Annotated in this window: 18 protein-coding genes and 1 pseudogene; 4 read left to right on the forward strand and 15 right to left on the reverse strand. The window is 49.9% G+C overall.

What is annotated here, in order from left to right; genetic code table 11:
• Positions 1-2: 2 nt before the first annotated feature.
• Both cspA and RAC90_RS13895 read right to left on the reverse strand, forming a co-directional pair.
• Complete coding sequence (gene cspA, locus RAC90_RS13890) at positions 3-215, reverse strand: RNA chaperone/antiterminator CspA (protein ID WP_006118073.1); 213 nt, start codon at positions 213-215, stop codon at positions 3-5.
• Between the two features lie 265 nt (positions 216-480).
• Complete coding sequence (locus RAC90_RS13895) at positions 481-1,263, reverse strand: NAD(P)H-dependent oxidoreductase (RefSeq protein WP_375124458.1); 783 nt, start codon at positions 1,261-1,263, stop codon at positions 481-483.
• A gap of 100 nt (positions 1,264-1,363) precedes the next feature.
• On the opposite strand from RAC90_RS13895, the gene RAC90_RS13900 reads away from it, so the two are divergent.
• On the forward strand, positions 1,364-2,245 hold the full coding sequence (locus RAC90_RS13900) for a LysR family transcriptional regulator (protein ID WP_054634429.1): 882 nt from the start codon (positions 1,364-1,366) through the stop codon (positions 2,243-2,245).
• 826 nt (positions 2,246-3,071) lie between these two features.
• On the opposite strand, the gene RAC90_RS13905 is transcribed toward RAC90_RS13900, so the two are convergent.
• The 10 genes from RAC90_RS13905 to RAC90_RS13950 form a co-directional block, all read right to left on the reverse strand.
• Positions 3,072-3,584, reverse strand: a complete 513-nt coding sequence (locus RAC90_RS13905; RefSeq protein WP_155489665.1) for a hypothetical protein — start codon at positions 3,582-3,584, stop codon at positions 3,072-3,074.
• 125 nt (positions 3,585-3,709) lie between these two features.
• Positions 3,710-4,201: an Imm42 family immunity protein gene (locus tag RAC90_RS13910; RefSeq protein WP_054634431.1), complete on the reverse strand. Its 492-nt coding sequence runs from the start codon at positions 4,199-4,201 to the stop codon at positions 3,710-3,712.
• Positions 4,198-4,698 carry a hypothetical protein gene (locus RAC90_RS13915; protein ID WP_253274992.1) on the reverse strand — a complete coding sequence of 167 codons (501 nt, stop codon included), beginning with the start codon at positions 4,696-4,698 and terminating at the stop codon, positions 4,198-4,200. The genes RAC90_RS13910 and RAC90_RS13915 overlap by 4 nt, the downstream gene beginning before the upstream one ends.
• A 232-nt stretch (positions 4,699-4,930) precedes the next feature.
• Positions 4,931-5,386: a DUF6862 domain-containing protein gene (locus RAC90_RS13920; protein ID WP_375124459.1), complete on the reverse strand. Its 456-nt coding sequence runs from the start codon at positions 5,384-5,386 to the stop codon at positions 4,931-4,933.
• A gap of 313 nt (positions 5,387-5,699) precedes the next feature.
• Complete coding sequence (locus RAC90_RS13925) at positions 5,700-5,843, reverse strand: hypothetical protein (protein WP_324028964.1); 144 nt, start codon at positions 5,841-5,843, stop codon at positions 5,700-5,702.
• Positions 5,844-5,852: 9 nt separating this feature from the next.
• A complete protein-coding gene (locus RAC90_RS13930; protein WP_054688080.1) occupies positions 5,853-6,173 on the reverse strand; it encodes a DUF6862 domain-containing protein in 321 nt (106 codons plus the stop codon).
• A gap of 304 nt (positions 6,174-6,477) precedes the next feature.
• Positions 6,478-6,804, reverse strand: coding sequence for a zinc ABC transporter substrate-binding protein (locus tag RAC90_RS13935; RefSeq protein WP_375124460.1), 327 nt, complete (start codon positions 6,802-6,804; stop codon positions 6,478-6,480).
• Positions 6,805-6,818: 14 nt separating this feature from the next.
• Complete coding sequence (locus tag RAC90_RS13940; protein WP_375124461.1) at positions 6,819-6,947, reverse strand: hypothetical protein; 129 nt, start codon at positions 6,945-6,947, stop codon at positions 6,819-6,821.
• Positions 6,948-7,784: a VENN motif pre-toxin domain-containing protein gene (locus tag RAC90_RS13945; RefSeq protein ID WP_375124462.1), complete on the reverse strand. Its 837-nt coding sequence runs from the start codon at positions 7,782-7,784 to the stop codon at positions 6,948-6,950.
• Complete coding sequence (locus RAC90_RS13950; RefSeq protein WP_375124463.1) at positions 7,724-7,978, reverse strand: hypothetical protein; 255 nt, start codon at positions 7,976-7,978, stop codon at positions 7,724-7,726. Before RAC90_RS13950 ends, RAC90_RS13945 begins: the two co-directional genes overlap by 61 nt.
• 38 nt (positions 7,979-8,016) lie before the next feature.
• On the opposite strand from RAC90_RS13950, the pseudogene RAC90_RS13955 reads away from it, so the two are divergent.
• Positions 8,017-8,118 (forward strand): annotated as a pseudogene (locus RAC90_RS13955) (RstR family transcriptional regulator); the annotation flags it as partial.
• A gap of 70 nt (positions 8,119-8,188) precedes the next feature.
• Positions 8,189-8,395 carry a hypothetical protein gene (locus tag RAC90_RS13960; protein WP_172913482.1) on the forward strand — a complete coding sequence of 69 codons (207 nt, stop codon included), beginning with the start codon at positions 8,189-8,191 and terminating at the stop codon, positions 8,393-8,395.
• Between the two features lie 507 nt (positions 8,396-8,902).
• Here the strand turns inward: RAC90_RS13960 and dhaM are convergent.
• The 3 genes from dhaM to dhaK are packed head-to-tail and all read right to left on the reverse strand — an operon-like array spanning position 8,903 to position 12,048.
• Entirely contained in the window at positions 8,903-10,324 is a 1,422-nt protein-coding gene (dhaM, locus tag RAC90_RS13965; RefSeq protein ID WP_375124464.1) for a dihydroxyacetone kinase phosphoryl donor subunit DhaM, read from the reverse strand.
• Positions 10,325-10,334: 10 nt separating this feature from the next.
• A complete protein-coding gene (gene dhaL / locus RAC90_RS13970) occupies positions 10,335-10,967 on the reverse strand; it encodes a dihydroxyacetone kinase subunit DhaL (RefSeq protein WP_054688083.1) in 633 nt (210 codons plus the stop codon).
• 10 nt (positions 10,968-10,977) lie between these two features.
• Positions 10,978-12,048, reverse strand: a complete 1,071-nt coding sequence (gene dhaK / locus RAC90_RS13975) for a dihydroxyacetone kinase subunit DhaK (protein ID WP_054688084.1) — start codon at positions 12,046-12,048, stop codon at positions 10,978-10,980.
• A 586-nt stretch (positions 12,049-12,634) separates the two neighbouring features.
• On the opposite strand from dhaK, the gene RAC90_RS13980 reads away from it, so the two are divergent.
• On the forward strand, positions 12,635-13,732 hold the full coding sequence (locus tag RAC90_RS13980; RefSeq protein WP_375124465.1) for a glycerol dehydrogenase: 1,098 nt from the start codon (positions 12,635-12,637) through the stop codon (positions 13,730-13,732).
• The last annotated feature ends 25 nt before the right edge of the window (positions 13,733-13,757 follow it).

Consider the following 13,757-nt stretch of genomic DNA (forward strand, 5'->3'; position numbering starts at 1 on the left):
CCTTAGAGACCAACAACGTTTGCAGCAGCTGGGCCTTTAGCACCATTTTCTACTGTAAATTCAACTTGTTGACCTTCATCTAAAGTACGGAAATCAGTACCCTGGATTGCAGAGAAGTGTACGAATACATCTTTGCTGCCGTCCTGAGGAGAGATGAAACCGAAGCCTTTCTCAGCGTTGAACCATTTAACGGTACCGCGGATTTTGTTAGACATGTTTAATTCCTTAAATAATTGAGCCTTCCGGCGTAATGGCCTGAGAACAGATTTCAATCAGAACGTAAGAGAAGACTCAAAAAGAAGGAATGTCTCGCGACAGGCTTAGAGATGAGAACTGCTGTAGATACTTACTTTGATAGCGTCTGTTAATCAAACCGACGATTCATTAGGTCACATCCTCGCGTTGCATGCAAGGGTTATTTTGAAATCGATGCAAACAGGGCAGATAAGCCAGACGACGTGCCTCTGCCCTGTTCTGCCTTCAGCCTTGGCGAATGTGGATTCTGTGGCCCTGCTCACCGGCTGCCAGATCGTCACGCAAGGTTAACTCGGGGATCGCGTAATCCCCGCCGTTTTGCCGATAATAGCCAACAGGTGAAGTAATAAACAGGTTATCGAGCCGCTTACTCAGTTCCTGACACAGCGCATCAAAACGTACGCTATCGATCCGGCCGGTACGGTAAACCGTGAACGGCGGCAGCACGTCAAAGCCGGGGTAAAAAAGAATGCCATGCTGAATGGGAAACAAAATGTCATCAATATGCCCATTGATGCCGCGAGGACCGTAATGCGACGCCCATCCGCCCATAGTGACCACCAGCATGGCGCGCTTCCCTGCCAGCGTACCTTCACCGTAGCGATCGCCCCAGTGCGTATCTGAATGTTCGCCTACGCCGTAGGCAAACCCGCAGGCATAAACACGATCGATCCAGCCTTTCAAGATGGCGGGCATCGAAAACCACCATAACGGGAACTGCAAAATCACCGCATCGGCCCACAGTAGTTTTTCCTGTTCCTGCTGGATGTCTTCGCTTTGAAAGCCGCCTTCAAAAGCCTGAATGGATTCCAGTGAGGGAGTAAACCGTTCGACATGTTGGCGATGTTGTGTGTCGGCAGGCGTTACGCGCGCCTCCCAGTTCATGGCATAGAGATCGGAAACGCGCACCTGATGGCCCAACTGTTGCAGATGACTGACGGAAAAACGCGCCAGCGCACCGTTAAGCGAGCGGGGTTCAGGGTGAGCAACAACGATTAACACATTCATAAACTATCCCGTGTTGATAAAAGAGACAGGTAGCCTGCGCCTGATTGTGCTATCAGTAAAAGTAAAGGAACGGATAGTCGCTATAGACAGGACTGATACCATGAAGCCCGATCTGAATTTGTTGATCACGTTAAACGTCCTGCTACAGGAGAACAGCGTCAGCCGTGCCGCTGAACGGTTAAACCTTTCCCAGCCTTCCGTCAGTGCCCGGCTGGAACGCCTGCGTACTTTATTTAACGATCCGCTACTGATTCCGGTTTCCCATGGTATGCGTCCCACGGCACGAGCAGAAGGATTACGCCCTTCGCTTGAAGAACTGGTTGCCAGAATCGATGAAGTCGTAGCCGAGCCGGGACCCTTTGTGCCCGCAGAGGCAGACATCACCTGGCGTATTGCCGCCACGGATTATGGTGCGCAGACGGCGCTGATGCCGTTGATGAATACCTTACGTCAGGAAGCACCGGGCACCCGGCTTGCCATTCTGGATATGAAACCGGCGTTGATTGCACAGCAGTTAGAAAAAGGCACGGTCGATCTGGTGCTTCATCTGCGTGACGGCGTGCCTGACGGGCTGCATGTCCGCCCACTGTTTCAGGAGCGCTATGTGGTAGCAGGCCGTCAGGGTCATCCCGCCCTGCATTCTGCTATCACCGCCGAAGCGCTCTGCGCGCTGGAGCATGTGGTGGTGTCGCCAGACGGCGGCGGCTTTCGTGGGGTGACGGATACGGTGCTGGAAGCTAGAGGGCTAAGCCGAAACGTAGTGCTCTCTGTGCCTCATTTTTTGCTGATGGGCAGCGTGCTGAGCACCAGCGATTTAGTGGCGTTGATGCCGGAGAGAGTGGCGGCGAGGATGCCGGGATTAATGACGGTGCTACCACCGATGGCGATTCCAGGCTTTGAGCTGGTGATGCTGTGGCATGCGCGATCGCACCGGGATTTGGGGCACAGGTGGTTAAGGGAACGGGTGGTGGGGAGGTTTTAATGGAAGGTTGGAATGGAGCGGTTCTGAATTAGAACTGAATCTGAAAATATTTAACTTTGGAGAATAATGAAGACGACTAAATCGTTTCATTAAGATCACCATACTAAACATTTACGCTTAAGAAGCCCCGGCATTAGGAATACCATCTGTTTTTTACAAGTAACATCTCACCTTATAGTAAAATATTTACACCTACAAAAAATCGCTCCACTTATTAATACCCCCCCCAAAAAAAACCCGCCATTGTGACTGATTCAAGCTACATCTGTAGCTTCCAAAAACTCATACCATCAATCAACCAATATCGCTGATTATCTGGAATTAGCAAACCAAAATCACTATCAGCCTGAGCATTCCAGCCTGCTGGCACAAACTTTTCGTACCCTCTATCCCAATCCGTATGACGATATATATTTTTATCGAAATTGATATAAAATTCAGGCAACCCCATTCGTAATTTATCCCACTCATATGAAACAGGTTCTTTAAGAGTTGATAAAAACACTCAATGTAATTATAAAAATCACATAGGTGAGTTCTTGAATATCCCAATGTGAAAAAAACCTTCAAATTTTCAACTGAATATGTCGCCACATTATTTTAGAAACATACTCACTAAAGTTATCTTTTGTAAGAACAGGCACCCCATTTCTGAATAGTTTTATTGCCTCATCATACAAAGACTCTTCCATAAGCCCATTATCGATATGAACCTTGTATTCCGTTCTTACATCAATGCAATAATTTCCTTATTATCAGAGACATAATAATGAACACCGCGATTGATTTTCCACCATTGAAAAGATCCCTTAACAAAAGCTAGCAATCATTTTCCAAATTCATTGATGAACTCCTCTTTAGTTAACACACGGGCTTTTGATGAGTTTTGCTCTATGAATCTGTCCCATATCTTAGGTAACTCCAGCGATATACTAGGCTTACCTTGATTTGGATCTACTATTTTAGGTGCATTAGGGTCTCTAGGGACACCCGGCATAAGTCTTTGTTGAACTGCAGCATCCATTATTTGTTTGTGTAGCGCAGCATCGACCTCAAAAACGACTACTGATCCATCGGATCTTTTGTTAGTCAGATAGTATGATGCATGATTAGGACCATTTGTACTAACACATAATTGCCAACTGCATCCTGAGTTGATAGTTACACTTCCATAAGCATTAACACTAATTCTATTCTGACTGGTTCTTATAACATTACCTTCAACACAAAAGTAAGTTTCTGATGTATCCACCTTAGCGACAGAATCAACTGTTAAGCCATCCGATGTTGATGCACCTTTATTCGTAGCAGCGCTGTATTTTGCTGCCAGACTTTCCAATTGTAAAATACAAGTAAGCGACGGGTCGGATTTTACTCCACTGGCCTCACAATCTTTGGCTTTTCCGTAAACTTTCTATTCGCGGAACACTCAGCATATTATTCTCAACAACAATGCTCAATATATTACATTTTCAAATCAGTAAGGAAAATCATTTCCTTTCTTTTGATAAACTCCAGGTCCTTAGAATCAGGTAAACTATCAATCAATTTCTTAACCGTTCCTCGTGCATATCGAGCTTCTTGATAGCTTTTACCTGCATCCGTAGTGAAAATGAGCCGTTCCTCATCTTGATCGAATCCTAAATAAAACCAATAACCTCGACCACTTATTTCTGCAACTCCTGTGTCGAGCCAGATTATACCTTCTGGCGCACCTTCTGAAAAATCCAACTCATCTAGAATAATGTTACCAATATCCGGTGCATTTTCAATTACCTCACTATTTACGCTGTCCTTTAAAAAAGATATTGCCACATAAAGATCGACAGCGACACTTTCACCTGGGATCATTTTTCCGTTGATCACAAAATTAAACATTCCGCTTGGAGATGAATAACCAGAAGCCATAAACTCCAATTGAAATGCGATTTCAAAAAAATCATCACCAATAATCATTTGATTTTCCAACCTTGTTGTTTCTTCAATGCCGATTTTACATCATTTGGCAAAATTAATGGGTTTCTTTCATCTGCTGTACTACCTGCCCAATGCCAGTTCCCAGTATTGTATGGCATGAATTGGTGTATATTCCCGCTATCATCCATGGTGTAGCGCGCTTTTTGGTTTTTGGCGTTAACTGAAACTGAGTTTTCAAAAAGACTTAAAGAGTTTCTCGGCTCAATACCTGCGTTTCGTGGTGGATTAATTGTATGCTTAGGATTTGACTGATAATTTAGACCATTACTAGCAGTTACAGGATCTTTAACTGGTATTGGGCTTCCTTTGCCACCTCTGGTTCCCGTGGACAGATTTACATTCGGCCCCAGTTCTTCACCCGATGTGGAGACGTTAACATTCCCCGCACCCGCCATTGCCAGCGCATCATTATTACCTTTCGTACTGCTGGCAATATTCTGCTTGAAGTCATCATACTTCGATAGCACCTGCTTCATGGTTGAAGCCGCCGCACTGCTTATTCCTGTTTTTTCACTCTCGCTTCCTTTCAGGCCATACAATCCCGGCAATGTCTGCCGCTTGGTTGATATTGATGGCGAGCGCGAACTTGTCTTTTGCTTCCTGATAGCTGATATTCTGTGATTTCGCGTAGCCTTCTATTGCGTAATCCCATTTATCAGCTGAGGTATTCGCCACTATTTGGCTAACCCGGGCATGATTCAGCTCTTTCTACGTTAGGCCGCCCAGATAACCGCTGTAGCTATCCTGCAGACCCTGAGCTAAAGCATTCGCATCCTGACAAGCGGGCGATACCCGTCCCTGAGAACAGGCATCCTGAAGATACTTATCAACTTCGGCATCGAGTTTAGTTAGCTGGTCGTGTCGATTTTCCAGCGCAGCCACGTCTTCAGCCGTTCTTGGGTGCAGGGCCAGTCCTGTTTCTGACAGTGCAAGTTCAATGCTGTTTTTCTCCTGGGCATCTTTGCCGCTCAGCGCATTATTCTCTAACGCATTTCCGTTTCCGATTTTCAAAGATTCGCCTTTTGAATTAATGGGATATGTTTCAAAATTAGATTGAGTACCAGTCGTTGCATAAGGACTATTAGGTTTTTCAGATGCAGGTCTGTCCCCCCCTAGTACTATCAGCACTAATCCATCCGCCTTTACTGGTTTGCCTTGCTCCATCACCAACCCAGATCATCCCTAACCTATCGGCTTCGGTACGAGTACCATAGCCCATTGAAAAATCTTTTTTACCAGACCCATCACCTTTAATAGCTATTTCCAGCCTCGGATCCTGCTTCGCTATATTAGTCAGATTCTGTTGTACCAGGTCGACTTTTAGTTTCGGGGAAGACGCGGCGTTCTCTGCTCCACTTGATGGCTTACTTTCTGCCTGAGTACCACCGGCTCCGGGCTTCGCCGACGTTGTCGAGGGTTTCACTCCCGGCGTTAGCCCTTCATCAACAGCTTTACCAACACCAATACCCGCTATCCCTCAGGCAATATACATGGCTCCAAGCTGGTAGCCCACCGCAGCCCGGGCCGCCTCTTCACTCATACCAGTGCGTATGTACGCCGCCACCATGCCGTTAAATAGCGCCTGCGTCTGCTTCGCCTCCGCACTGATGCCATTCAGCAACTGCTGTATCTACTGATAGCCTTCCTGCGCTTCCTTCTGATTCTGGTGACCCAGATTCTGATAGGTGCCCTGCTTCTCCAGCACATCCTGCCGGGCGGCGCTACAGGCCTCTGCGCTGCCACTCATACAGGCATCAACCACCGCCTTACTGGTTTCCGCATCCTTGCGGTTAAGCATGTCTTTCTCTTTCTGCTCCTGCGGCGTCAGGCTCTGCTTGTGGTTCAAATCCGTCTGGCGGCTCTTCTCCGTGCTGCTCAGGTAATTATTCTCAACCGTAACCTTCCCGGCCTGTATTATCACATGTATATTCAAATATACCTGTCTTATCATTAAATGAACCTTCGGCTTGTAGCAATTTCCTTTCTATACCATCACCACCCTTAATGGTAAAAACCTTTCCTTCCATTAATTGCTCGCGGCTCAGATAACTGGCACCTCCATGAGTTGGATCTGGTTTTAATCCACTACCAATACAGTCTGCCTCAATTATTTTAAGATGAAACTTTGGCTGGAAGGGTTTCCGGGGGCGATTAATGATACCGGCGATCTGCCGATGTACAGACGCGGAAACGGGCATTTTGCGTAAGAACTGTTAAAACGTAAAACGATCCCGACTCAGGGGGCCGGGATCCTATCAAGGACCTTGCCATTGTAGTTTAGGCTTTAAATTATCAGGCACCATTTTAAACAATAACTTAATATATTCGGTGTGCTGATTATAATTAGGTGATATATCTTCGCTACATTTTTCAAAATAACTTTTAGCCTGATTATTCAGGAAACATACATCATGCTCTATCATATCTCGCTCCGCAATACTTTTAGGTAAGTTATGTATAAGTTCAGTTTCAAAATAGCAGGAGATATCTCTTGCCTTTACCCAAGCATTTTTTGACTGAATACTTCTTACATAAGGTAAGACAAGATTAAGCATCTGGATGTATATTTCTGTTTTTGTCATTATGATCAACCTTATCAGCGCTTAGGCATAGATACTGTTCCGGCAGGAGCTCTTTTAACTTGAGTCCAAACACCATTTTTTAATAACTGATCAATATATTTTTCATCACCCGTCTGTATATATATATCTTGAGCAGCCACCATTCAATGGTTTCCTTCAGTTATATAAGAACGTCCCTGACTATCAATGTAACCAGCTATTTTCCCTTTAGGAGCAGAGAATTTAAAATCACCATTTAACATATCTTTTTTGCGCTTATCGACATAATCAGGGTTCCTCAACCCTACCTGTAAACTTTTAATCGTAACAGGATAAAACTGAGAAGTTATCGCAGCTTTTGCTAATTGAATTACGTCTTTCCCCGTGTTCGCGAAGGAAGCTAGTGCTGCCTGATTTTCTGGATCAGATACAAACGCCGCAAACTTTGTCCAGGCAGGGCTACTTTGATCTATCTTCGCCAGATCCTGACCATTCCACTGGTGGACGTAAGCTTTGGCTTCCTCACTGGTCATGACATCGGCACCGACACCACTCAACCAGCCGGGACGATCTGCCATATCATAGCCGCCCTGAGCGATTTCCTTATCAACAACTTGGGCTTCCAGCGGATTATCTTTCAGCTTCTGCTCAGTTTCAGTACTCTGTTTATCGCTAATCTGTTTCCACTTCTCGATAACAGCCTGGCAGTCACCACCGGATTTTCGACAGTTCGACAGCTCTTTATCGAACGTCAGTGACTGATCAGGACTCAGCGAGTTATTCTCAACCTCAGTCCGCGCCGCCGAGCCACCGCTTGCTGCCCCCATGCCACCGCTCACAGCCCCGCCCACTTCAGCACGTGCCAGCGTAGCGATATTGGCAATCAGATGTTTTTCATCGGCTGTAAGGAGAGCGGCTTCTTTACCGAAAAACAGCCTGCTTAGCACATCTTGGTGCCCAGAGAGCGGCAGCGGTGAATCCCCCGCCGCTGCGCCAGCCACGCTACCACCCTGAGCCCTGCGATAAGACCGGAGGCCAGTGTACGAAGCAGGATGCGCATGGCATCATTGTCACCGGATGCCTGCTTAAACATTTGAGCAAGTAGCGGTGCCGCACCTGCAGCGACTGCACCGCTGGCATTTCCACCTGCAAGCGCTGAGAATACGCCGCTGACTGCCTGCGCAGCAATCTGCATTATGAAGCCTGTGCCATATTTTCTTCTGTTTGCACGTCGAGGCTGTGCAGGCGATAGTACGTGAAGTGCTGGAGAGCCTGATTAGTAAGTATCAGTACCGCCGCTGGAACTTTGCAAGGAAGGCGGTTAAAGAAGGGTAGAAGACGTTATTTAGCGCAGACTAAAGATGCAGCTACACCAACAACCCGCTGACCGGGTAGTTCCTTCAGCATGCCCTTTTCCGTCAGCGCCTGCCAGCATGGTGTTAGCCATATTCCCGGCGAACTGGCCCGCCATGCTGGCACCCGAGCTCATGCCGATGCCCTGATGTTCCGTTTTGTAGTCGGCCGCGTTATGCAGATCGGTAAAACCCAGCGTTCCCGTATCCAGACGGTTTTTATCCGCCCCGGCCTGAGATTTAACCGGACCTTGTTATAGAGACAAAAGTGAAGCTGCCGCATGAGCCATAACTGGACTCTTTCATGTCGCGCCTGACAGAGCGATTTTATTTACCGTAGGTAATGCTAAATCGCCACGCCCTGTCAGCTGACTGCCGTAATTAACTAAGTCTCCGTTGGCAGGGCCCATGACTTTTTCAGGTGGCGTTGATAATCCGATTCCGGCCTCAGTTATTAATTGAGCCGCTGACTAAATGAGATTGCAAAGTTGGTTCTGAGTTGTGTTGCTGTATTGAGAATGAAATGCTGATGCCAACGACGTTGGCTGGATCATCCTGTCCCTCACTGGCTGACAGGTCTGTACACCAGTTAAAACGGCGTTCATCACCTGATTGGCAGCCAAACTCCTATTGCCCCTTTGACTGACCTACTGAGCCGCAACCACCGCCCTGTTAATAAGAAATTGATATTAAAATCAACGTACAATTGCGGTCTTTTTAAGGGAAATAAAGCCCCCGAAGACCTCATCAGGGGCGAATGAAAAGCGCTAAAGACTTCTGATCTGTTGCCCGGCGACATCTATCATCAGCCTGTCCTCTGGCTGAATGATATCCAGCATATCACCCTGCTGACAGAGAAAGGCAACACCGGCTTCGCGGGCAATAATGGCAGCGTGAGAGAGCGCACTGCCCTCCCGCAGGCAAATGCCTTTTATCTGCTTCACATCCAGACTGGCGACCGCAGAGGGAAAGATGTCATCGGCAATCAGAATCGCGGGCACATCCGGTGACGGAAGCGTAATCTCAAGGCCGCTAAGGTGACACAGGGTGCGGTGCAGGATGTCTTGAATATCGATAAATCTCGCCTGCAGGTAAGCATCATCCAGTTGCCGGTATTGCTGACTCAGCGCCATGAGCACCTCATACCAGGCGGATTCGGCACAGCACCGTGCCGCACGAAGCTTCTCGCAGGCTTCATCAAACATATCGGCATCATCCAGCAACGTGTGATGCCCGGCGAAAATAGCGGCTACCGCCTCGCCATAATTCGCTTCTGCCCGTTTATGCAGCGCATCCAGATCACAGAGAGTGTCAGCGATTGCCTGCTTCAGCCGTCGGCATTCCTGCTGCTCATCGGCACATGGACGCCGGTCAGGCTGCGCCAGCGGCAAGGTATAAAACACTGCTTTACCCTGCACCTGTCCCGTGTCCGGTACCGTTGTCCTGAGCGACATCGTTTCAGGTTGCTCGCCAAAATTTTCCGCCGCCAGAGAGGTGAACGCTTCCAGCGCAGCGCCCGCTTCGGGGCCACGTGCCGACAAGGTAATCTGATCGTTACAGCGCACCTGCAGCAGAGCAATCTGGTTGAGACTGTCTGGCGTGACACACTGGTTATCTTTTTTCAGTACCAACTCCGCATCAAAGCCAGCCAGCGTGGTCACAAGCCGTGAAGCAGGACGGACGTGCAGGCCATGGTGATTTTTTACGGTCACCGTGACCGATTGTACGTCCTCGTGTGGGTTAACGGTGGCGACGCTGGCAACGGCACTATCAGATGCAATACCCAGTTGTGCCTGCTTCGCCTCCAGCGCCTTCATGGCCACCGTCATCACCTTTTCGATATCGGCACCCGCCGCCGCACTGACGGTTGCCGCCAGCGTACCTTCCACCAGCGGTGCGGCACACAAACGCACTTTGGCCGCAATGGCAGGATCAAGCAGCTCAAGCGCCGTTTCTGCACTTAACAGCGCACTTCCCATGTCCATCATGACCAGAACATGATCCGCATCTGCCACCGATTCGATCGCCGCCATCACTTTCACGGGATCCGTGCCAATCGGATGATCAGGATCGTCAATGCCGGCAGCGACCGCCAGCTTGCAGCGATCGCCGGTTAACATTTGTCGCGCCAGCATCTCCACGCCGTTACCCAGCAACGCACTGTGTGACACGATCACCAGATTTACCATATGCTTCTCCTTAAGCTTTGGCGGCGGCAGCCAGCATCTGCATCATAAACATCACCGATGTTGCCCCCGGATCCTGATGACCAATACTGCGCTCTCCCAGGTAACTGGCGCGGCCTTTGCGGGCCTGCATTGTAATGGTGGCGTGAGCGGCCGCTTCTGCCTGCTCGCAGGCGGCATCCAGCGCGGCGATGACCGACATATTTTGCTCACTGGCGTGCCGCAGTAACGCCACCACCGCAAGCCAGACATCACACATCGTTTTATCGCCGGGTTCCGCTTTTCCTCGATTCACCACGCCTTCGGCCCCTTCGCGTATCATTTGATACAGCTCTTCCAGCGTCAGGCTCTGATGTGCCTGTGTGACCTGCGCCGCCCGGATAAAGAAAGTGCCAAACAACGGCCCGCTGGCACCGCCCACATTGGAAAGCAGCGTCATGCCGGTATTTTTGAGGATAAAGCCAATATCCTTATCGGCAATCGCGGGCAGCTTCTCGACCACCTTACTGAAGCCCCGGTGCATATTTAAGCCGTGATCGGCGTCGCCAATTTCGCGATCCAGGCCGGTGAGAAAATCACTTTCACGGGTAAAAACTTCACCACAGCGGTATAGCCAGTTCACAATTTGGGCGCGGGTAAGTGACATGTCGAACTCCTTAACAGCCCCAGTTCAGGGCAGGTGTGTGTACCGGGGCATCCCACAGTGACAGAGCCTCATCATCCACGCTTAACAGCGTGATGGAAAAGCCCACCATATCCAGCGATGTGCAGTAGCTGCCCACCAGATTTCGCGCGATAGTGATGCCGCTTTCGTCGCAACGCTGAGCCAGGCGGTTATAAACACCATACAGTTCCGACAGTGGCGTAGCGCCCAGATTATTAACCAGCGCAATCACACGATCGCCGCGGGTTAATGCCTGCTTGCTGTGTTTAATCTCTTGCCAGCTTCCGCTGTTTTGATCCCAGTGACGTAGGGTGCGGCTGTAGTTGCCATTCTCCAGCAGCGTGTCGAACATCTCATCGACCGTCTTGTCCAGCGAGGTAAAAGTACGGCGGTCGATGCCGGGTTCGCCATGAATCCCTACACCGAACTCCATTTCGTTGTCCTGAAGTTCGAACGAGCGTTTGCCGGCGGCGGGCACGGTACAGGCGCCTAACGCAATACCGATCGAGTGGCCCAGGTTATTGAGTTTACGTCCCAGCGCCGCACAGGCTTCCAGTGAATCGCCCCGCTCCGCTGCGGCTCCAAGCAGTTTTTCAATCAGTACCGTATTCGCCACACCACGTCGTCCTGTCGTGTAGAGACTGTCTTTTACGGCCACGTCATCGTCAACCACCACTGTGGTGACTTTTACACCGCTTTCGTGCAGCAGCTCGGTGGCGGTTTCGAAGTTGAGAATATCACCGGTGTAATTTTTGACTATCATCAGTACGCCTTCACCACCGTCAATTTTCATGGCGCATTCATACATTTTATCCGGCGTTGGCGAGGTGAAAATCTCACCCGGGCAGGCACCCGAAAGCATGCCCGGACCAATAAATCCGCAGTGCATCGGTTCATGGCCGCTTCCGCCGCCCGACAGTAAGGCAACCTTTCCGGCGACAGGCGCATCGGCGCGCGTCATACAAACTGGATCCTGATGCAGCGTCAGTTCAGGATGGGCACGAGCGAAGCCTGCAAGTTGTTCACTCAATACATCTTCCACACGATTAATCAGCTTTTTCATGGGTATGCTCCGTTAGCATCGGTTTGCCGCCGCTCTTGCCTCAGCAAAAGGGACAGCATTATCAGGAGAGCGAGACGGCGAAAAGCAGCGCGTCGGTGGAGTGATTCTTACGGAGTCGACAGGAAAAAAAATGCCCCTCTTCAGCGTTCCATAAGGGAACGTTTTGCTGCGTTATTATGTTTCGTTATGAAACGTTTTATCGCACTTACGGCGAAAAATGAGAGGCAAAGCAAGAAATCGGGATCGTTGCACGTGATCAATCTGTCTGAGCGATAAGCGTTTTATCCCCTCAGGCTGGCGCGCAGTCGCGTCCTTCCTCTCACATGGGTTCCGGGTAGTCTCTTAACCGCTAAGAGGCGATCGCGATCGCAACATGGCTTTTCGAGCGCGTTTATTGTTTCAGGATGGAACATAACTGGCCGTATGGCGTTCCATATAAGAACGTTGGCGTCAAAAATATTTCCCCTCACCGTTGATCGTAAAGTGAGTCGCGTACGCCGGTCATTATCCGGCTCACATCGCCAACTGAGCCAGAAAGATGCGCGCGTTCATCTTGCGAACATGTTCTTACTTGAGGGTGAAAGGAATGCCAAAAATTATTCAGTCTCCAGCGAAATATATTCAGGGCCCCGATGCCTTGTTGTCCTTTGGGAAATATGCCAAAAACCTGGCAAATCATTTTTTTGTGATTGCCGATGACGTTGTGATGAAACTGGCGGGCGATCAGGTCCTGTCCGGCCTTGCCAGCCACAGTGTGACCTGCCATGCCGAACGCTTTAACGGGGAGTGTTGCCGGACGGAAATAGAACGCCTGATGGCCCTTGTCGAACAGCATGGCTGCCGGGGCGTGATCGGACTGGGTGGGGGGAAAACGCTGGACACCGCTAAAGCCGTCGCCTGGTATCTGAAACTGCCGGTGGTGGTGATCCCGACCATCGCGTCGACGGATGCGCCCACCAGCGCGCTGTCGGTCATTTATACCGAATCCGGTGAGTTTGCTGAGTACCTGATCTATCCCAAAAACCCTGACATGGTGGTCATGGATACTACAATCATTGCCAAAGCCCCGGTTCGCTTACTGGTCGCCGGTATGGGTGATGCCCTGTCGACCTGGTTTGAAGCAAAAGCCTGTTATGACTCGGGCGCAACCAGCATGGCGGGAGGGAAATCGACCGCGGCCGCGTTAAGCCTGGCGCGTCTGTGCTATGAGACGCTTCTGGCTGAGGGCGAAAAAGCGCGCTGTGCCGCCCAGGAGGGCGTCGTCACGGAAGCCCTGGAACGTATTGTGGAAGCCAACACCTATCTGAGTGGTATTGGTTTTGAGAGCAGCGGTCTGGCTGCCGCTCATGCGATTCACAATGCATTTACCGTGCTGGAAGAGTGCCATCATCTTTATCATGGCGAAAAAGTGGCGTTTGGTACGCTCGCGCAGTTGGTACTGCAAAACAGCCCGACAGATGAGATCGAAACCGTGCTGAACTTCTGCCAGAAAGTGGGCCTGCCTGTCACGCTGGCACAGATGGGAGTGAAACACGGCATTGAAGAGAAAATAAGCGCGGTTGCCCATGCGGCCTGCGTGGAAGGCGAAACCATCCACAATATGCCGTTCCCGGTTACACCGGACAGCGTGTACGCAGCCATTGTGACTGCGGATCTGCTGGGGCAGCAGTGGCTGTCACGTTAGCCGACTGCCGGTAACCGCTGGCCCG

The organism is Pantoea sp. CS_6 (genome assembly GCF_041954745.1).
In the GTDB taxonomy this organism is placed as follows: Bacteria; Pseudomonadota; Gammaproteobacteria; order Enterobacterales; family Enterobacteriaceae; genus Pantoea; species Pantoea stewartii.

Excerpts from the sequence above, each read along its gene's own strand:
- RAC90_RS13930 (WP_054688080.1), bottom strand. The coding sequence starts at position 6,173 with ATGATAAGACAGGTATATTTGAATATACATGTGATAATACAGGCCGGG.
- RAC90_RS13960 (WP_172913482.1), top strand. The coding sequence starts at position 8,189 with ATGCCCTTTTCCGTCAGCGCCTGCCAGCATGGTGTTAGCCATATTCCC.
- dhaL (WP_054688083.1), bottom strand. The coding sequence starts at position 10,967 with ATGTCACTTACCCGCGCCCAAATTGTGAACTGGCTATACCGCTGTGGT.
- RAC90_RS13900 (WP_054634429.1), top strand. The coding sequence starts at position 1,364 with ATGAAGCCCGATCTGAATTTGTTGATCACGTTAAACGTCCTGCTACAG.
- RAC90_RS13915 (WP_253274992.1), bottom strand. The coding sequence starts at position 4,698 with ATGAAGCAGGTGCTATCGAAGTATGATGACTTCAAGCAGAATATTGCC.
- RAC90_RS13935 (WP_375124460.1), bottom strand. The coding sequence starts at position 6,804 with ATGACAAAAACAGAAATATACATCCAGATGCTTAATCTTGTCTTACCT.
- RAC90_RS13940 (WP_375124461.1), bottom strand. The coding sequence starts at position 6,947 with ATGGTGGCTGCTCAAGATATATATATACAGACGGGTGATGAAAAATAT.
- RAC90_RS13895 (WP_375124458.1), bottom strand. The coding sequence starts at position 1,263 with ATGAATGTGTTAATCGTTGTTGCTCACCCTGAACCCCGCTCGCTTAAC.
- RAC90_RS13980 (WP_375124465.1), top strand. The coding sequence starts at position 12,635 with ATGCCAAAAATTATTCAGTCTCCAGCGAAATATATTCAGGGCCCCGAT.
- RAC90_RS13910 (WP_054634431.1), bottom strand. The coding sequence starts at position 4,201 with ATGATTATTGGTGATGATTTTTTTGAAATCGCATTTCAATTGGAGTTT.
- dhaK (WP_054688084.1), bottom strand. The coding sequence starts at position 12,048 with ATGAAAAAGCTGATTAATCGTGTGGAAGATGTATTGAGTGAACAACTT.
- RAC90_RS13950 (WP_375124463.1), bottom strand. The coding sequence starts at position 7,978 with ATGCAGATTGCTGCGCAGGCAGTCAGCGGCGTATTCTCAGCGCTTGCA.
- RAC90_RS13920 (WP_375124459.1), bottom strand. The coding sequence starts at position 5,386 with ATGGAGCAAGGCAAACCAGTAAAGGCGGATGGATTAGTGCTGATAGTA.
- dhaM (WP_375124464.1), bottom strand. The coding sequence starts at position 10,324 with ATGGTAAATCTGGTGATCGTGTCACACAGTGCGTTGCTGGGTAACGGC.
- cspA (WP_006118073.1), bottom strand. The coding sequence starts at position 215 with ATGTCTAACAAAATCCGCGGTACCGTTAAATGGTTCAACGCTGAGAAA.